Annotated in this window: 14 protein-coding genes and 1 pseudogene; 10 read left to right on the plus strand and 5 right to left on the minus strand. The window is 72.7% G+C overall.

From position 1 onward, the window contains the following. Positions 1-159 precede the first annotated feature (159 nt). The 4 genes from ACFWJW_RS21595 (at position 160) to ACFWJW_RS21610 (ending at position 3,926) form a co-directional block, all read left to right on the plus strand. Complete coding sequence (locus tag ACFWJW_RS21595) at positions 160-1,683, plus strand: flavin-containing monooxygenase (RefSeq protein WP_387243635.1); 1,524 nt, start codon at positions 160-162, stop codon at positions 1,681-1,683. Continuing rightward, positions 1,680-2,663, plus strand: a complete 984-nt coding sequence (locus tag ACFWJW_RS21600) for an alpha/beta fold hydrolase (RefSeq protein ID WP_387243638.1) — start codon at positions 1,680-1,682, stop codon at positions 2,661-2,663. Before ACFWJW_RS21595 ends, ACFWJW_RS21600 begins: the two co-directional genes overlap by 4 nt. Then, entirely contained in the window at positions 2,660-3,541 is an 882-nt protein-coding gene (locus tag ACFWJW_RS21605) for an SDR family oxidoreductase (RefSeq protein ID WP_387243641.1), read from the plus strand. The genes ACFWJW_RS21600 and ACFWJW_RS21605 overlap by 4 nt, the downstream gene beginning before the upstream one ends. Before the next feature lie 127 nt (positions 3,542-3,668). After that, positions 3,669-3,926: a hypothetical protein gene (locus ACFWJW_RS21610; RefSeq protein WP_042156274.1), complete on the plus strand. Its 258-nt coding sequence runs from the start codon at positions 3,669-3,671 to the stop codon at positions 3,924-3,926. Between the two features lie 87 nt (positions 3,927-4,013). Here the strand turns inward: ACFWJW_RS21610 and ACFWJW_RS21615 are convergent, their stop codons facing one another. From ACFWJW_RS21615 to ACFWJW_RS21630, 4 genes are all read right to left on the minus strand, one after another. Then, positions 4,014-4,631 carry a hypothetical protein gene (locus tag ACFWJW_RS21615; RefSeq protein WP_387243645.1) on the minus strand — a complete coding sequence of 206 codons (618 nt, stop codon included), beginning with the start codon at positions 4,629-4,631 and terminating at the stop codon, positions 4,014-4,016. Positions 4,632-5,086: 455 nt separating this feature from the next. Further along, positions 5,087-8,419 (minus strand): S41 family peptidase, encoded by a 3,333-nt coding sequence (locus ACFWJW_RS21620; protein ID WP_387243820.1) that lies wholly within the window; start codon positions 8,417-8,419, stop codon positions 5,087-5,089. Between the two features lie 161 nt (positions 8,420-8,580). Then, positions 8,581-8,979, minus strand: a complete 399-nt coding sequence (locus tag ACFWJW_RS21625; RefSeq protein ID WP_387243649.1) for a hypothetical protein — start codon at positions 8,977-8,979, stop codon at positions 8,581-8,583. Further along, on the minus strand, positions 8,976-9,260 hold the full coding sequence (locus ACFWJW_RS21630; protein ID WP_387243652.1) for a hypothetical protein: 285 nt from the start codon (positions 9,258-9,260) through the stop codon (positions 8,976-8,978). Before ACFWJW_RS21630 ends, ACFWJW_RS21625 begins: the two co-directional genes overlap by 4 nt. A 232-nt stretch (positions 9,261-9,492) precedes the next feature. On the opposite strand from ACFWJW_RS21630, the gene ACFWJW_RS21635 reads away from it, so the two are divergent. From ACFWJW_RS21635 to ACFWJW_RS21650, 4 genes are all read left to right on the plus strand, one after another. Beyond that, positions 9,493-10,626, plus strand: a complete 1,134-nt coding sequence (locus ACFWJW_RS21635) for an energy-coupling factor ABC transporter permease (protein WP_387243654.1) — start codon at positions 9,493-9,495, stop codon at positions 10,624-10,626. Between the two features lies 1 nt (position 10,627). Then, positions 10,628-11,389 (plus strand): cobalt ECF transporter T component CbiQ, encoded by a 762-nt coding sequence (cbiQ, locus tag ACFWJW_RS21640; RefSeq protein ID WP_387243657.1) that lies wholly within the window; start codon positions 10,628-10,630, stop codon positions 11,387-11,389. After that, positions 11,377-12,147, plus strand: a complete 771-nt coding sequence (locus ACFWJW_RS21645; RefSeq protein ID WP_387243660.1) for an energy-coupling factor ABC transporter ATP-binding protein — start codon at positions 11,377-11,379, stop codon at positions 12,145-12,147. The genes cbiQ and ACFWJW_RS21645 overlap by 13 nt, the downstream gene beginning before the upstream one ends. A gap of 119 nt (positions 12,148-12,266) precedes the next feature. Continuing rightward, positions 12,267-13,481 (plus strand): serine hydrolase domain-containing protein, encoded by a 1,215-nt coding sequence (locus tag ACFWJW_RS21650; RefSeq protein ID WP_387243663.1) that lies wholly within the window; start codon positions 12,267-12,269, stop codon positions 13,479-13,481. Positions 13,482-13,618: 137 nt separating this feature from the next. Here ACFWJW_RS21650 and ACFWJW_RS21655 read toward each other — a convergent pair. Continuing rightward, positions 13,619-13,856: pseudogene (locus ACFWJW_RS21655) on the minus strand (TipAS antibiotic-recognition domain-containing protein); the annotation flags it as partial. A gap of 349 nt (positions 13,857-14,205) precedes the next feature. Here ACFWJW_RS21655 and ACFWJW_RS21660 point away from each other — a divergent pair. Together ACFWJW_RS21660 and ACFWJW_RS21665 are read left to right on the plus strand one after the other, a co-directional pair. Continuing rightward, positions 14,206-15,504 (plus strand): MFS transporter, encoded by a 1,299-nt coding sequence (locus tag ACFWJW_RS21660; protein WP_387243666.1) that lies wholly within the window; start codon positions 14,206-14,208, stop codon positions 15,502-15,504. Between the two features lie 294 nt (positions 15,505-15,798). Next, positions 15,799-17,184 carry an alpha/beta hydrolase gene (locus ACFWJW_RS21665; RefSeq protein ID WP_387243669.1) on the plus strand — a complete coding sequence of 462 codons (1,386 nt, stop codon included), beginning with the start codon at positions 15,799-15,801 and terminating at the stop codon, positions 17,182-17,184. The last annotated feature ends 55 nt before the right edge of the window (positions 17,185-17,239 follow it).

Consider the following 17,239-nt stretch of genomic DNA (forward strand, 5'->3'; position numbering starts at 1 on the left):
GGTAACTTCCTGCCGCCCGCCCCCTACCGCTCGGTACGCGGCTGCCCTACTCTCCCATTGTGCCAGTGATTGCTGGCGCGGTTGGCCGGGTGGCTGTGATGCCGAAGGTCGTGGGGCCGAAGATGGCAGGGAAGAACGTCGAACTCGGGAGGCGGCGGGATGGCCGAGCGCGAGCGCGGGCATGTGCGGGTTGCGGTGATCGGATCGGGTTTCGGAGGTCTGGGGGCGGCGGTCCGGCTGCGGCGCCAGGGAATCACCGACTTCGTGGTCCTGGAGCGGGCCGATGCGGTGGGCGGCACCTGGCGGGACAACAGCTATCCGGGATGTGCGTGCGATGTGCCCTCGCACCTGTACTCCTTCTCCTTCGCGCCCAATCCGGAGTGGCCGCGCAACTTCTCCGGGCAGCCGCACATCCGCGCCTACCTGGAGCGGGTCACCGACACCTTCGGGCTGCGTCCGCACCTCCGCTTCCACTCGGAGGTGCGCGCCCTGCGGTGGAACGGGGACGCGCTGCACTGGGAGCTGGAGACGGCGAGCGGACCGCTGACCGCCGATGTGGTGGTGTCGGCGACCGGACCGCTGTCGGACCCCAAGGTGCCCGACATTCCTGGGCTGGACACCTTCCCCGGCAAGGTCTCGCACTCCGCCCGCTGGGACCACGACTACGACCTGCGCGGCAAACGCGTCGCCATGATCGGTACGGGTGCCTCGGCGATCCAGATCGTGCCCGCCATCCAGCCGGACGTGCAGCGCCTCACGCTCTTCCAGCGCACCCCGCCCTGGGTGCTGCCGCGCGCCGACCGCAAGATCAGCGCGGCCGAGAAATGGCTGCACACCAAGGTCCCGGCGACCCGGGCCGCGCGCCGCGGGCTGCTGTGGGGACTGCGGGAAATGCAGGTCAGCGCCTTCACCAAGCGCCCCGATGAGCTGGGCCTGATCGAGTTCCTGGCCCGGAACCATATGAAGAAGGCCATCAAGGACCCGGCGCTGCGGGCCGCGCTGACCCCCGACTACCGCATCGGCTGCAAGCGCATCCTGCTCTCCAACACCTACTACCCGGCCCTGGCGCGGCCGAATGTGGACCTGGTCGCCGCGGGGCTGACGGAGGTCCGCGGCAGCACCCTCATCGGGTCCGACGGCAGCGAGGCGGAGGCCGATGCGATCGTCTTCGGCACCGGCTTCCATGTGACCGATATGCCGATCGCGCAGCGCGTCACGGGCGCCCACGGGACGACGCTGGCCGAGGAGTGGAAGGACGGCATGGAGGCGCTGCGCGGCGCCAGCGCGGCCGGCTTCCCCAACTTCCTCACCGTCATCGGGCCCAACACCGGCCTCGGCAACAGCTCGATGATCCTGATGATCGAGGCGCAGCTGAACTACCTCGCCGACTTCATGCGCCAGCTGGACGTCCTCGGCGGGAAGATCGCGCTCGACGCCCGGCCGTCCGCCGTCCGGGACTGGAACCGCAAGGTCCAGCAGCGGATGACCCGCACGGTGTGGAACACCGGTGGCTGCGACAGCTGGTATCTGGACGCCAACGGCCGCAACACCACCGTCTGGCCGGGCACGACCGGGGAGTTCAAGAAGGTCACCCGGCAGGTCGACCTCGCGGAGTACGAGGTGCTGCGGCCACCGAAACCCGCGGGCCGGAGCACCGCCGCGCGTGCGGAGGTGGCCGCATGAGCCGCCGCCCCGCCCATGTCACCAGCGGGCCGTACGCCCCGCCGGTGCCGCGTGCCACCCGGACCGTCACCTCGGCCGACGGCGCCCGGCTGTACGCCGAGATCCATGGCCCCGAGTCCGCCCCCGCCGTCGTCCTCGCGCACGGCTGGACCTGCTCGACCGCCTTCTGGGCCCCGGTCGTCCGCGAGCTGGCCACCGACCACAAGGTCGTCGTCTACGACCAGCGTGGCCACGGCCGCAGCCCCGCCGCCGGCCCGGCGGGCCACAGCACCCATGCCCTCGCCGACGACCTGGTCGCCGTACTGGAGACGACCCTGGCGGCGGGCGAGCGCGCCGTGCTGGGCGGCCACTCCATGGGCGGCATGACGATCATGGCCGCCGCCGAGCGGCCCCAGCTGCGCGAGCGGGCCGCGGCCGCGCTGCTGTGCAGCACCGGCAGTGCCGATCTGCCCGCCGAATCACGGGTGTTCCCGCTGCGCAGCCCGCAGGGCCGCCGGCGCGCGCACCGGCTGATGCTGCGCTCGCGGGCCCCGCTCGGCCCCGTATCGCCGCTCACCCGGCGCGCCCTGAAGTACGCCACGATGGGGCCGGGCGCCACCGCCGAGCAGGTCGAGGCATGCGCCCGCATCGTGCACGGCTGCCCGAGCGCGGTACGGGCCCGCTGGGGCACGGTGCTGGACGGCCTCGAACTGACCGGTGGCGCCGCCCGGCTGGAGCTGCCGGCCGCGGTCCTCGCGGGCACCGCCGACCGGCTCACCCCGCCGGTGCAGGCCCGCCGGCTGGCCTCCGTCCTGCCCGACTTCCGCGGGCTGACCGAGCTGCCGGGCCTGGGCCACATGACGCCGATCGAGGACCCCGGCGCGGTCTCCGGGCGGCTGCGCGCACTCGTACAGGACCACCTGCGGAACACCGGCAGCGCGGCGGCCGCGCCCGCCGAAGTCCCCTCTGGCACGGGGCAGAAGAAGGAGAAGACGGTATGAGGGCGAACCGGAGTCTGGCCGGGCAGGTCGTGGTGGTGACCGGCGCGGCGCGCGGCGTCGGTGCGCTGCTGGCCCGCAAGCTGTCGGCGCGCGGTGCGACGCTGGCACTGGTCGGCCTGGAGCCGGACGAGCTGCGGGCGGTGGCGGACGCGCTGCACGGCCCGGCGCACCACTGGCACGCCGATGTCACCGACCACGAGGCGATGGCCCGGGTGGCGGGCGAGGTCAAGGACCGCTTCGGGAAGGTCGATGTGGTCGTCGCCAATGCCGGGGTGGCGACCGGCGGCCCGTTCGCCGACTCCGACCCGGTCGCCTGGAAGCGGGTCATCGAGGTCAACCTCATCGGGGGCGCGGTCACCGGCCGGGCCTTCCTGCCCCTCCTGACGGCGTCCCGCGGCTACTTCCTCCAGATCGCCTCGCTGGCCGCGATCAGCCCGGCGCCGATGATGACCGCGTACTGCGCGTCCAAGTCGGGTGTCGAGGCGTTCGCGCACAGCCTGCGCGCCGAGGTCGGCCACCGGGGCGTACGGGTCGGCGTCGGCTATCTGAGCTGGACGGACACCGACATGGTGCGGGGCGCCGACCAGGACGACGTCATGCGCGAGCTGCGCTCCCGGCTGCCCTGGCCGTCGAACAAGACCTATCCGCTGGGCCCCGCCGTCGACCGGATCGTCGCGGGCATCGAGCGCCGCTCGGCGCACGTCTACGGGCAGTGGTGGCTGCGCGGGATGCAGTCGGTCCGGGGATATCTGCCCGCGCTCGTCGGGACGGTGGGCCAGCGCGAGGTGCGGCGCTTCGGGGACCGGCTGGAGGGGCTGCGGGTCGGTCTGCTGGGCGCCGGCGGCGAGGCCGACGAGAAGGCGCGGGCGGACCGGTGAGCGGCCGCCGATGAGCGGCGATCCTCACGGAACGTAGTCAAACGTGATCGAAATGCGAGCAATGTCCGGGCGTGTCACGCTGAATCGGGGTCAAACCCCCCCTTACACCCCACTAGGAGTGAACAGCATGGGCATCAAGGACCAGTTCCAGGACAAGGCCAACGAGCTCAAGGACCAGGCGCACAAGGCCATGGGCGACGCTCGCGAGCAGGGTCACGAGCGCGGTCAGCGCCAGGACCAGGAGCGTGGCGGTCAGCGCCCGGAGCGCGAGAGCGACCGGCGCCAGGGTGGCCAGGACCGTGGCCAGCAGCCCCGTGACCGTCAGCAGGGCCGCCGCCCGGCCCAGGACGCGATGGACGCCGCCGAGGGCCGCTTCCAGAGCTGACACGGCACGTCCTGAACACCGCGCGCGGCGACGTACGCGCCATGCGTGAGGGGCGCACCCGGTCGACCGGGTGCGCCCCACCGCATGTCAGCTGACGACCTTGAGCTTCGTCGGCCAGCCGTAGCGCGCGGCCTTGGTGAAGAGGTTCATGATGTGGGCCGGGGTGAGCTTGATGCAGCCCAGCGAGTAGTAGTCCCGGACACCGTCCCAGCGGTAGGGGTTGTCCCGGCCGGGCTGCCGGGCGCCCTGGGTGCCGTTGACGTTCATCTCGCTGTGCACGAACAGCTCGGTCCGCTTGGTCCGGCCGTTCTTGCAGACCTTGTCCTGGACGTGGATCGCATAGCCGTTGATGCCCCGGGACCCGCCGTTGTGGCGCTTGGTGTGGTCCAGCACCCGGTAGCTGCCGTTGGGCAGCCAGCCCTGCATGCTCGCGCACTCGTTCTTGGCGTTGCGGCCGCCGTTGCCGGAGCCCGCGCGGTACTTGGCGAGCACCTTGTCCTTGGCGTTCGGAATGCTCTTCATCAGGTAGAGCCGCGAATTGCTCGGGTTGCTCTGGTTCTTGTTGAAGTAGAGGTACGTCCCGCCCGCGGCGGACTGCCCGGACGCCGGGTGGGCGGCGAGCGCGGGGGCCGCCTCGGTGGCGGCGAGGCCGCCGGTGAGCGCCAGTGCGGCGGCGAGCGGAATGATCCGGTGACGGATTCCCATCGGAGTATCTCCCGTTGTGTGGTGAGCCGTTGGTGTGGGGGGCGATGCCGGCCGGCAGGACACGACCTTGCTGGGGCCGCGGCTGTCCGGCAAGGGGAATCGGAGGCCCGGACAAGCCGCGGATGTCCGGGCAGGTCGGACGGGGGCCGGCGGCTTGTCCGGACGGGTGACGCCCGCCGTGCGGGGTGACGGGGACGGTGTTGTGGCCGCGGTCCGGCGGCGGTTCAATGGCCCGCATGAAGAGCACGGGGGGCTCCGGCGGCCTGGATCCGGGGGCGGCCGGGGACGCGGTCGCACTCGTCGGGATGATGCAACAGCTCAAGGAACAGGCGGGATTGACCTACCGTCAGTTCGAACGGCGGGCGGCGCCACCGCCCTCGCCCGGTCCTGCACGGGGGCGGACGACCAGACAATCCTGATCGGCCCGGGGTGAGGCGGCCCGGGACCCGCGGGTGTCAGGCGCCGGCCGCCTCGGCCGCGCCTCCGCTCCGCGGCGGCAACGGCGGCCGCCGCAGGTCCGGCACGTCCGACAGGTCCGGAGGCATCGCCGCCGGATGCCGCTCCAGCAGTTCCAGCGCCGTACGGATCGCGACGCCAAGCTGGGGATGCCGGCCCTCGGCCCAGTGCAGCGGGGAGCGCAGCGCCTCGATGTCGACCTCGACGCCGTGGTTCTCCACGCCCCAGCCGTAGAGCCGGAACCAGGCGGCGTTCATCGGGACGGTGATCGCGGTGCCGTCGGCGAGCCGGTGCCGGCCGGTCATCCCGACCACCCCGCCCCAGGTGCGCATGCCGACCACCGGGCCGAGGCCCTGGAGCTTGAAGGCCGCGGTGATCATGTCGCCGTCGGAGGAGGTCATCTCGTCGGCCACCGCGACGATCGGGCCGCGCGGGGCGTTGCTGGTGTACGAGACGGGCTCGGCGTCCCGGGTCAGGTCCCAGCCCATGATGGTGCGGGTCAGCTTCTCGATCACCAGCTCGGAGATGTTGCCGCCCGCGTTGCCCCGGACGTCCACGATCAGCGCGGGCCGGGAGACCTCCATCCGCAGATCGCGGTTGAACTGCGCCCAGCCGGAGCCGCCCATGTCGGGGATGTGCAGATAGCCGCACCGGCCGCTGCTCAACTCCCGTACCACCGCCCGGCGTTTGGCCACCCAGTCCTGGTAGCGCAGCGGCCGTTCGTCGACCAGCGGGACCACCGCGACCCGGCGGGCCGGGCCGTCGCCGTCCGGCGGGGAGAAGGTGAGCTCGACGGTGGTGCCGCCGGCCGCGGCCAGCAGCGGTCCGGGGCCGGCCACCGGGTCCACCGGGCGGCCGTCGACATGGGTGAGCGCGGTGCCCTCGCGGATGCCCGTACCGGCCAGCGGGGAACGGGCCTTGGAGTCCGAGGACTCACCGGGCAGGATCCGGGTGACCACCCAACGGCCGTCCCGGCACACCAGGTTGGCGCCGAGCAGGCCCATGGCGCGCTGGTAGTGCGGCGGCCCCTCGTTGCGCCGGGCGCCGGTGACGTAGGCGTGCGAGGTGCCCAGTTCGCCCATCACCTCGCGCAGCAGATCGGCGAACTCGTCGGGGGAGGCGACCCGGTCGAGCAGCGGCCGGTACTGCGCCAGCACCGCGTCCCAGTCGATGCCGCACATCCGCGGCTCCCAGAAGTACGCCCGGGTGATCCGGCCCGCCTCCTCGAACGCCTGGTGCCACTCCGCCACCGGGTCGACGTCGTGCAGGATGCGCCGCAGGTCCAGGAAGACGGTGGTGTCGCTGTCCGGCGGCTCGGTCGCCGGTACCGCGCGCAGCTCGCCCTCGTCGTTGACGACCAGCCGGGAGCCGTCGCCGCTGAGCGCGAACCCGTCCAGGGAGCTGGTGAGTTCGGTGCGCCGCGCCTTGGTCAGATCGAAGTGTTCGAGGGTGGGACGGCCGGAGGTCTCGGCCGGGTTGGCGAAGGTCTCGCCCAGCGCACCGGAGATCGGCCAGCGCAGCCAGACCAGCCCGCCGCCGCTGACCGGCTCCAGGGAGGAGTACTTGGACGCCGCCACCGGGAACGGGGTGACCCGGTTCTCCAGCCCCTCCACCTCGACCAGCAGCGGCCCCTCACCGGCCGGCGGGATCTCGTCCGGGTCCAGGCCGCCCGCCGCGGGCCGGCCCTCCGGGGACAGCGCGAAGGGGGACGGGGTCGCCGACGACAGCGGGACGAGATGGGGGCGGCAGCCCAGCGGGAACGACAGATCGCCGGTGTGCACGTCGTAGACCGGGTCGAAGCCGCGCCAGGACAGGAATGCCAGATAGCGGCCGTCGCGGGTGAACACCGGCTGCTCGTCCTCGAACCGGCCGTTGGTGACGTCCACGATGTGCCGGTCGGCCAGCCGGGCCATCTTGATCTGCCGCAGCGACCGGCCGATGCCGGGGTGCGACCAGGTCAGCCAGCGGGAGTCGGGGGAGAACGCCAGGTCGCGGACCGGGCCGTTGACGGAGCGGATCAGCTCGGTGACGCCGCCGGCGGCGTCCTCCTCGCTCGCCCCCTCCTCGGGCCGGGTCACGTCCACCAGCAGCAGCCGGCCGTCGTTCGAGGCCACCGCCAGCCGTTCGCCGTCCGGGGCGGCGGTCATCTCGTGGACCCGGCCCAGCTCACCGGCGGCCAGCCGGCGCGGCTCGCCGGGCGCGCTGGCCCGCGGCAGGTTGGTGATCTCGATCGCGTCCTCGCCCTCGGCGTCGGTGACATAGGCGATCCGCCCGCTGGCGCCCAGCATTTCGGGGAGCCGGACCCGTACGCCCGGGACGTCATGGATGGTCCGGGCCGGGCCGTCGCGGTGGGTGAGCCAGTACAGGCTGCCGCGGACGCCGACCGCGCTGGCCCGCCCGGTCGTGTCCACCGCGAGCGCGGTGACATGCGCGGCGGCCGGGACCTGGTAGCTGCGCCGGCCGGCCCGCGGGCCGCCCAGCCGCACCGCCAGCTTGCGCGCCGCCGCTTCCGGGCCGAGGTCGTCGACCAGCCAGAGGTCACCGGCGCACTGGTAGACGATCCGCTCGCCGTCGGTCGAGGCGTGCCGGGCGTAGAAGTCGGCGTGGTCGGTGTGGCGGCGCAGATCGGTGCCGTCGGGCAGACAGGAGTAGACGTTGGCGATGCCCTCGTGGTCGGAGAGGAACGCGATCCGGCCGCCGACGAACATCACCGAGTCGAGATGCCCTTGCAGATCCGGCAGCAGCCGGGTGCCGTGCAGCCACATCCGGCCCATCGCACCGCCCCGGTAGCGCTTCCAGGCGGCGGGCTCGTGCGGCGGTTTGCCGGTCAGCAGCAGTGTCTTGTGCTCCCCGTCGATGTCGGCGACCGCGATGTCGGAGACCGGCCCCCAGGGCAGCTGACCGCCGGGGCTGCCGTCGGTGGGCAGGCTGTAGGCCCACGAGTAGTACGAGAACGGCTGGCCGTGCGAGGAGACCGCCAGGATGTGGCTGTGGCCCTCGTGATCGGGCGGCGTCCAGCCGCAGACCCGGGCGTCGGTGCTGCCCCAGTACGTCAGCCGGCGCGCCGGGCCGCCCTCGACCGCCGCGAGATGCACCTCGGGGTCGAGGCTGCGCCAGGTGGTGAAGGCGATCTGCTGCCCGTCGGGGGAGAAGCGGGGGTGGCCGACGCGGGTGCGGTCCACGGTCAGCCGCCAGGCACGGCCGGGTTCTTCGCCGTCCGGGGTGAGCGGGGCGATCCACAGGTCGTCCTCGGCGGCGAAGCAGAGCAGCTCGCCGTGCAGATGCGGAAAGCGCAGATACGAGCCACCGGGCGGGTCCGGCCGGGCCGGCATCCGGCGCAGCCGCCCGCGAGGCTTCGCGGGGTTCGGCTCCGGGCGCGGCCCGACGGCCTCGGGTGCATCGCTCACGCACCCATCGTTTCGGGACGAGCAAGTGGCGGCAACTCGGTCGGGTGACACAGGCCACTCAGCGAAACGGTTTCCGCGCGGTTCCGTCAGTGGAAGCCCAGCATTCCGGGAGAGTCGATGTCGACGGTGACCACGCCCGGCGGGTAGGCGTCCTCGTTGCCGGTCAGCAGAATCGACATCCCGGTGAACTCGGGGCGTGGCAGTGCGCAGTACAGGGCGTGGCAGGTGTCGGGGCCGCCGTAGCCGTCGCGGATCATGGTGCCGACGCTGACGGCGGCCATCGTGTCGAGACTGTCGACCACCACGGAAGAGAGTGCCAGGACGCGCTGCGAGAGGTTCTCTTCACCGGCTTCGGCCTGCGTCAGGCACAAGGCGGGGATGTTGAGGCGCTCGCCGGGTGTCTTTGCCATGTTGCCCGCCAGGAGGTTCAGCGTCTTGTGGCCGCCGGCGAGCGCCCTGACAGCACTGGTGTCGAGGACGATCACGCTGCGGTGCCCCTGGCGGCCCGGACTTTCTCGGCGGCGATCTTGTAGAGGTTGCCGAGCACATCGGGTGCCTGCTCGAACTCCTCGTCGCGGATGTCCACGCCCATCATCCGGCGTACCACCTCCCGGTCGGCAGCCAGCCGCGCTGCCCGCTGTGCCGCAGTCGGCTGCTCCGCGGCAAGTGCTTCTACCAGCTGGCCGATGCTCACACCTCGCTCCTTGGCGAGCTCGGCAAGGTGATCACGGGTCTCCCGCAGGACCTGAATCGTCGTCGATGCCATAGGCAAACTATAGAGCACCCATGGTGACCGGGGTCCGAGTCGTCGTACGGCGCGCTCCGTGCGGCGCTGCCCGATTTCCGCTCATTCGCACATAAGTGCCACCGGGAGAGAGTGCCGAGGTGAAGCCCCCTTCGGCGTCGTCGTGGGCGTTCGCATCACAGGCGCTCTTGCAACTTGTTTGCAGGAGGCACCACCATGGGCGGGTTGCAGCGCCTGAAGCGGAGAAGCCGACATGCACGTACCCGATGGATTCATCAATGCGCCGGTATCGGCGGCGACCGGAGTGGCCGCCGCCGTCGCGGTGGCGGTCAGCCTGCGCGGTGCCCGGCGTGAGCTGGCGGGTGCGGGGCCGGCCGGCGCGGCCGCCGCCGAGCGTACGGCGCCGCTGGCCGGGCTGGTCGCGGCGTTCATCTTCGCCGTGCAGATGCTGAACTTCCCGGTCGCGGCGGGCACCAGCGGACATCTGCTGGGCGGTGCGCTCGCGGCGATACTCGTCGGCCCGTACACCGGCGTGCTCTGCGTCTCGGTGGTGCTCCTGATGCAGGGTGTGCTGTTCGCCGACGGCGGGCTGACCGCGCTGGGCGTGAACATCACCGACATGGCGATCGTGACGACCGTGGTCGCCTACGGCCTGTTCCGGGGGCTGGTGAAGGTGCTGCCGCGGCGGCGCCGCTCGGTCACCGTCGCCTCCTTCGTCGCCGCGCTGCTCTCGGTGCCCGCGGCCGCGGTCGCCTTCACCGCCCTCTACGCGGTCGGCGGGACCGCGGACGTGCCGCTCGGCAAGGTCTTCACCGCCATGGTGGGCGTGCATCTGCTGATCGGGATCGGCGAGGCGGCGATCACCGCCCTCACGGTCGGTGCCGTCATCGCCGTGCGCCCCGACCTGGTCTACGGCGCCCGCGGCCTGACCAAGCCGCTGGAGCTGCGCACCTCGCCGCTCGCCACCTCGGCCGACGGCACCCCGGCGGCCGAGCCGGCCCCCGTGCCCGCTGCCGCCGCCGCTCCGGCCCCCGCACGCCGCTCCGTCCGCCGCGTCTGGCTGGCCGGCCTCGCCGCCGCCCTGGTGTGCGCGGGCGGCGTCAGCTACTACGCCTCCGCCGACCCCGACGGCCTGGAGAAGGTCGCCCACGACCACGGCATCGACCGCAAGACCGAGGACCACGCCGCCAAGGACTCCCCGCTCGCCGACTACGGCGTCAAGGACATCACCGACCCGCGGCTGTCCGGCGGCCTCGCCGGGGTCATCGGCGTCGGCGCGACGCTGGCCGTGGGCACCGGCGTGTTCGTCGTGCTGCGCCGCCGCCGGAGCGCGGGCACCGCCGAGCCGTCCGACGCGGGCGCCGGGCGCCCGACGGAGAGCGTCTGACATGGGCGCCGGACACGCGCACAAGCTCTACCGGCACGGGCATTCGCCGGTCCACGCGCTGCCGCCACACTGCAAGATCGCGGCGGTCTTCGGCTTCGTCCTCGTCGTCGTCTCCACCCCGCGCGAGGCGGTCTGGGCGTTCGGGCTGTACGCGCTGCTGATCGCGGCCGCCGCCGGGGCCGCCCGGATCCCGGCCGGGTTCCTGCTCAAGCGGCTGCTGATCGAGGTGCCGTTCGTCGCCTTCGCCGTGCTGATGCCGTTCGTCGCCGAGGGGCCGCGGGTCGCCGTCCTCGGCATGAGCCTGAGCGAGTCCGGGCTGTGGGGCGCCTGGAACATCCTCGCCAAGGGCACCCTCGGCGTCGCCGCGTCCGTGCTGCTCGCGTCCACCACCGAGCTGCGGGAACTCCTGCTGGGCCTTCAGCGGCTCCGGATGCCGCCGCTGCTCGTCCAGATCGCGTCCTTCATGATCCGCTACGGCGATGTGATCACCGACGAGATGCGGCGGATGCGGATCGCCCGGCTCTCCCGCGGCTTCGAGGCGCGGGGCGTCCGTCACTGGGGCGTGCTCGCCAAGTCCGCCGGTGCGCTGTTCATCCGCTCCTACGAGCGCGGGGAGCGGGTCCACCTCGCGATGGTCAGCCGCGGCTACACCGGCACCATGCCCGTGGTCGACGGCGCCGCCACCACCCGCACACAATGGACCCGCGCGGCCGCCCTCCCGCTGGCCGCGCTCGCCGTCTGCCTCCTGGGATGGACCCTTTGAGCACCACCACGCCCCCCTCCCTCGCCGTCTCCGGGCTCGCCTACGCCTACCCCGACGGCCATCAGGCGCTCTTCGGCGTCGACCTGACCGTCGGCCGTGGCGAGCGGGTCGCCCTGCTCGGGCCCAACGGCGCCGGCAAGACCACCCTCGTGCTGCACCTCAACGGCATCCTCGAAGCGGGCGCCGGCAGCGTCGCGGTCGCCGGGCTCCCGGTCGCCCGGAAGCATCTCGCCGAGATCCGTCGCCGCGTCGGCATCGTCTTCCAGGACCCCGACGACCAGCTGTTCATGCCCACCGTCCGCGAGGACGTCGCCTTCGGACCGGCCTCCGCCGGGCTGCGCGGCGCCGAACTGGACGAGCGGGTCACCGAGGCGCTCACCCGGGTCGGCATGGCGGAGTTCGCCGACCGGCCGCCGCACCACCTCTCGTTCGGCCAGCGCCGCCGGGTGGCGGTGGCGACCGTCCTGGCCATGCGCCCCGAGATCCTCGTCCTCGACGAGCCGTCCTCCAACCTCGACCCCGCCTCCCGCCGCGAACTCGCCGACATCCTGCGGTCGTTGGACGTCACCGTCCTGATGGTCACCCACGACCTGCCGTACGCGCTGGAGCTGTGCCCGCGCTCCGTCGTGCTCTCCGGCGGCGTGCTGGTCGCCGACGGCACCACCCAGGACCTGCTGTGCGACGAGGAACTGATGCGCACCCACCGCCTGGAGCTGCCCTTCGGCTTCGACCCGCGGTCGGTCGACGTCCCGCTGTGACCCACCGCTGACGCCGCTCCCCGCCGCGGTGCGCGCATGTGACGAAGGCCACGGCCCGCGGTCCTGGTCATGAGCACTGATCCGCGCGTTGCACCATGGATGGGTCACGAAAGCGACGGATGAGTGGGAAGCGGGAGTCAGTGGTGGACGTCCAGGGCACGGTCGAGGACGGCTTCGAGCCGGTCCGGGACGCCTTCATGGCCAACTTCGCGCGCCGCGGTGAGCGGGGCGCGGCGGTCGCCGTCTACCGGCACGGGCGCAAGGTCGTCGACCTGTGGGGCGGTACGAAGGACGGCGACGCGTCCGAAGATGCCACGGCCGCGCCCTGGGAGGCCGGCACCGCCCAGGTGATCCGCTCCGCGACCAAGGGCATCGCCGCCGTCGTCCCGCTGCTGCTGCACCAGCGCGGACAGCTCGACCTCGATGCGCCGGTCGGCACGTACTGGCCGGAGTTCAAGGCCGCCGGCAAGGAACGCGTACTCGTCCGCCATCTGCTCTCGCACCGCGCCGGACTGCCCGTCCTGGACACCCCGCTCACCCCGGACCAGGCCATCGACGGCGTCAGCGGCCCCGCCGCGCTCGCCGCCCAGGAACCCGCCTGGGAGCCCGGCACGGACCACGGCTACCACGCGCAGACCTACAGCTGGCTGCTCTCCGAGCTGGTGCTGCGGGCCACCGGCCGCACCATCGGCAGCTGGATCGCCGACGAGCTGGCCGGCCCGCTCGGCCTCGACCTGTGGGTCGGCCTGCCCGCGGCGGAGCGGTCCCGCGTCGGACGGCTCGCCGCCGTCGAACCCCCGGCCCCGCCCGCCGCGTCCGGGCTCCGGGTCCGCCCCAAGCAGTCCGTCGCCGACGCGTACGCCGATCCCGGCTCGCTCACCAGCCGCGCCTTCGCCGCGATCTCACCGGCCCCCGACGAGAACGCCCCCGCCTACCGGGCCGCCGAGCTGCCCGCCTCGGGCGGCATCGCCACCGCCCGCTCCCTGGCCCGCTGTTACGCCGCCCTCATCGGCCCCGTCGACGGCCGCGCCCGGCTCTTCGCCCCCGCGACCCTCACCCTCGCCCGCACCGAGGAGTCCGCCGGCCTCGACCGCACCCTCCTGCTCCACACCCGCTTCGGCCTGGGCTTCATGCTCCACGGTCCGGCCTCCCCGCTCCTCGCCCCCGGTTCCTTCGGCCACCCGGGCCGCGGCGGCGCGCTCGCCTGCGCCGATCCCGAGAGCGGGCTGGCGTTCGGCTACGTCACCAACGGGATGCAGCGGAACGTGACGGCGGACCCGCGGGCACAGGCGCTGCTGCGGGCCGTTGCCGCGGTTTCCCCCGCGGGCGGCTGATCCGCCGTTCAAGAACGGGCAGCACCTCGCCCGGCGCCTGAGGGCCGTGCGAGGTGCGCCTGTCGGTGCGACAGGCAGGGGCCGCTGGTGCGCTCCGGTTCCCGCGGACCGGTTCCCGCGGGGCGGCCGGTCCCGGTTCAGCTCAGCCGGGCAGCGGCATACACCTCCATGGCGTCCCGCTGGTACGCGGCCAGCCCCGGTGCGATCGACTCGTACGCGGCGTGCCAGGCGTCGTTGTCCACGCAGGAGCGCCCCATGGCGCGGAACATCGGTGGACACGGCCCCGGCCCGCAGTTGGGCCAGGGCACGGTACTGGGCGTCGATCTCGGCCTGCACGGGCGCGGCGTCGGCCGGGTGGCCGGCGGCCATCAGCTGATCCGGGCGGTCACACCCGACAACCGGGCAACCTCCGCGATCGGCCAGTCCATCACCGCCCCCTTCACGAACGCGTCACCGGGCCGGTCTCTCCGGCCCTGTTCAGGACGGTAGAAGCTGCCGCAACGACAACTTCAACCCCGGAATCCGGGGTCATCCGATTCTCGGCTCCGCGACCCTACGGACGACGGACGACGCCCACGGCGGACCCAAGGGGAGGCCGGCTGCCGCCGGAACCCGTGAACAGAGCCGGCAGGGCAAGGATGCGGTCGCATACCTGCCAGCCACCGCGCGGCCCACCTGCTGGACTGCTCGTACACCCGCGCTGCCTTTCACAGGACGGAACGCCATGCCGACTGCCACCACCACCGCCTCGGCCCACGGTCAGCCTTTGTCCCGCCGGTCCCCGCTGACGGGTTGGCCGGCCGTGGTCTCGGTGATGCTGGGGATCTTCGCCATCGTCACCACCGAGATCCTGCCGATCGGTCTGCTGACCTCGATCGGATCCAGCTTCACCATCTCGGACGGGCGGGCCGGCCTGATGATGACCATGCCCGGCCTTCTGGCGGCTGTCGCCGCCCCGTTGGTCACCACGGCCACGGCACGCTTCGACCGCCGGCTGATGCTCTGCGCTCTCATGCTCCTGCTGGCCCTGGCGAACTTCCTTGCCGCCGCGGCACCCGACTACTGGGTCGTACTGGCCTCCCGGATCATGGTCGGGATCACGATCGGCGGCTTCTGGTCGATCGGCGCGGGGCTGGCGGAACGACTGGTGCCACCGGCCTCGGTCGGCAGGGCCACCGCGGTGATCTTCTCCGCCGTCCCGCTGGGATCCGTCCTCGGCGTGCCGGCCGGCACCCTCGTCGGAGACCTCGCCGGATGGCGAACGGCCTTCACCGGCATGGGAGTTCTGACCGTCGGCGTACTGGTCATGCTGCTCTTGCTCGTGCCGCCGCTGCCTCCGGTCCACCCCACACGGCTGGGCGTCCTCGGCGGCATGCTCCGCAGCGCCGGCATCCGCTTCGCGCTCCTGCTGACGTTCCTCGTCGTGCTGGCCCACTTCGGCACCTACACCTACGTGACGCCGTTCCTGGAGCAGGTCACCCACGTCAGCGGTGGTCTGATCACGACCTTCCTGCTGCTCTACGGTGCCGCCGGGATCCTCGGCAACTTCCTGGGCGGCGCCTGGGTGGCCCGGTATCCCCGGACCGCCTTCGGACTCGCGGCCGGACTGATCGCCGCGGTGACCCTGCTGCTTCCGGCGCTGGGCCGCCGGGAGACCGGCGCGGTGATCCTGCTGATCGTATGGGGCATCGCGTACGGCGCCGTGCCCGTCGCGTCGCAGACCTGGTTCGCCAAGGCGGCACCGCATGCCCCGGAAGCGGCATCGGTCCTGTTCACCGCCTCCTTCCAGGCCACCTTCTCGCTCGGTGCACTCGTAGGGGGAGTCACCCTGGACCGCACCTCTCCGTCCACGGTCATGCTGCTGGGCGGATGCACCGCGGTGCTCGTGGTCCTGGCGGTAGGGGCCCGCTCCGCCGAATGCCGCACCGGTCCGGACGGCACGCGGCACCCCCGGCATGACGGCACACCGGTGGAGAGGGAGGGGAGCGAGGTGCTCCCGGGGCATGGAGAAGAGCGCCATTGACCTGCTCGCCGGCGCCGATGGAGGGGAGCCCCGAAGGGTGCGGCTCTGTTACGTCGCCACCATGTGGTCATGGAAGGGCCGTCATGTGGGGGCCTGAGGGTGTGCGGCATGAATACTTCAGTTTCGTTTTCGCGGCCCGGGGGCGGGTCGGTCGAGAGCTTGGACGGTCGGGCGCGCTGGTCGCGTCGGAAGGTGGGCCTCACGGCCTCGGTGGGCGTGGCGGTGCTTGCCGGGTCGTTGCTCGTGCCGTGGAGCGCGGGGGCGAGCCCCGGGCCGGCGGCGGGGGCGGGTCCGGTGGGGACGATCAAATGGTCCGCCTGTCCCAAGGCCGACCCGCCCTACCCCGACCCGAGCAAGCGGACCCGGTGCGGGACCGTGGAGGTGCCGGTCGACTGGGCGAAGCCCGACGGGCCGACGATGAAGATCGCGGTGGCCCGGCAGCAGGCCACCGATCCCAAGAAGCGCCTCGGTGTGCTGCTCTCGAACCCGGGCGGCCCCGGATCGAGCGGTCTGGACGATGCCTACTACGCCGACAGCCCGACCGAGGGCTATGACAAGAACATCCGGAGCCGCTTCGACATCATCGGCTTCGACCCGCGCGGCATCGGCCGCAGCGGAGGGCTCCGGTGCGACGAGAAGCTCGCCGGGAAGATCCCCACCCGCCCGAAGAACGCGGCCGAGTTCCAGCGGATGCGGACTCTCAACAAGCAGCTCGCCGACAGCTGCCGGGCGGGCAGCGGCCCGGTCGCCGACCACATGGACAGCGTCAGCGTCGCCCGCGACATGGACGCGATCCGCGCCGCGCTGGGGGAGGAGCAGATCAGCTTCCTCGGGCACTCGTACGGCACGCTCATCGGTCGCCAATACGCCCGGCTCTTCCCGCAGAAGGTCCGGGCGCTGGCCCTCGACAGCGCGATGGACCCGTCCCGGCCGGACGCCGGGCGCTTCCTCACGGACGGTTCCGCCGCCGTCGAGGGCGGGGTGCAGCAGCTCGCGGACTGGTGCGCGAAGAACACGTCGTGTGCGCTGAAGGGCAAGGACGTGAAGTCCGTCGTCCGGGGGCTCTTCGCGCGCGCCGACGCGGGCAGGCTGTTCGCACCGGGGCCGCACGGCCCGACGCGGAAGAAGGTCACCGCCGACCAGCTGTCCGGCTTCCTCACCGACAACCTGGGGAAGTGGAACCCGCAGCCCACCGCCGAGCAGCTGGGCGCCCTGAACAGCGGCAAGGGCAAGGTCTTCTGGATACGCAGCATCCCGGAGCTCGCCTGGCGCACCACGATGTGCCGGGACTACGACTTCCACATCCGCGACTGGGACGAATACCGCGAGCTGCGGCAGCAGGCCCGGTCCGCCGCGCCGCACGCCCACTACAACTCCCAGGCCCTGGACATGGTCCTCGGCTGTCAGGGATGGCCGGCCGCGCCCGAGCCGGAGCCGGCCCGGGCCAAGGGCAGCCTCCCGCCCGTCCTGGTGGTGAACGCCAAGCACGACCTGGCGACCCCGCTGCCGGGTGCGCGGCGCATGGCGCGGGAATTCCCGGCGGGGCGGCTCGCCGTCCTCGACTCCGTCGACCACTGGCTCTACCGCAAGTGCCAGTCGCCGCTCCCGGCACGGGCGATCGACACCTATCTCCGTACGCTGGAGACACCGCCCGACGGCACGGTCCACCCGCGTCGTTGACGGGGCCCGGGGCGGTGGCATCTGCTGGTGCCGGGTGTGGTGTTCCCGCGCCCGG

Origin of the sequence: Streptomyces sp. NPDC127097 (assembly GCF_042724075.1) — a bacterium.
Taxonomy (GTDB): Bacteria; Actinomycetota; Actinomycetes; order Streptomycetales; family Streptomycetaceae; genus Streptomyces.

Excerpts from the sequence above, each read along its gene's own strand:
- ACFWJW_RS21635 (WP_387243654.1), top strand. The coding sequence starts at position 9,493 with ATGCACGTACCCGATGGATTCATCAATGCGCCGGTATCGGCGGCGACC.
- ACFWJW_RS21605 (WP_387243641.1), top strand. The coding sequence starts at position 2,660 with ATGAGGGCGAACCGGAGTCTGGCCGGGCAGGTCGTGGTGGTGACCGGC.
- ACFWJW_RS21660 (WP_387243666.1), top strand. The coding sequence starts at position 14,206 with ATGCCGACTGCCACCACCACCGCCTCGGCCCACGGTCAGCCTTTGTCC.
- ACFWJW_RS21600 (WP_387243638.1), top strand. The coding sequence starts at position 1,680 with ATGAGCCGCCGCCCCGCCCATGTCACCAGCGGGCCGTACGCCCCGCCG.
- ACFWJW_RS21650 (WP_387243663.1), top strand. The coding sequence starts at position 12,267 with ATGAGTGGGAAGCGGGAGTCAGTGGTGGACGTCCAGGGCACGGTCGAG.
- ACFWJW_RS21595 (WP_387243635.1), top strand. The coding sequence starts at position 160 with ATGGCCGAGCGCGAGCGCGGGCATGTGCGGGTTGCGGTGATCGGATCG.
- ACFWJW_RS21610 (WP_042156274.1), top strand. The coding sequence starts at position 3,669 with ATGGGCATCAAGGACCAGTTCCAGGACAAGGCCAACGAGCTCAAGGAC.
- cbiQ (WP_387243657.1), top strand. The coding sequence starts at position 10,628 with ATGGGCGCCGGACACGCGCACAAGCTCTACCGGCACGGGCATTCGCCG.
- ACFWJW_RS21615 (WP_387243645.1), bottom strand. The coding sequence starts at position 4,631 with ATGGGAATCCGTCACCGGATCATTCCGCTCGCCGCCGCACTGGCGCTC.
- ACFWJW_RS21645 (WP_387243660.1), top strand. The coding sequence starts at position 11,377 with ATGGACCCTTTGAGCACCACCACGCCCCCCTCCCTCGCCGTCTCCGGG.
- ACFWJW_RS21620 (WP_387243820.1), bottom strand. The coding sequence starts at position 8,419 with ATGCCGGCCCGGCCGGACCCGCCCGGTGGCTCGTATCTGCGCTTTCCG.
- ACFWJW_RS21630 (WP_387243652.1), bottom strand. The coding sequence starts at position 9,260 with ATGGCATCGACGACGATTCAGGTCCTGCGGGAGACCCGTGATCACCTT.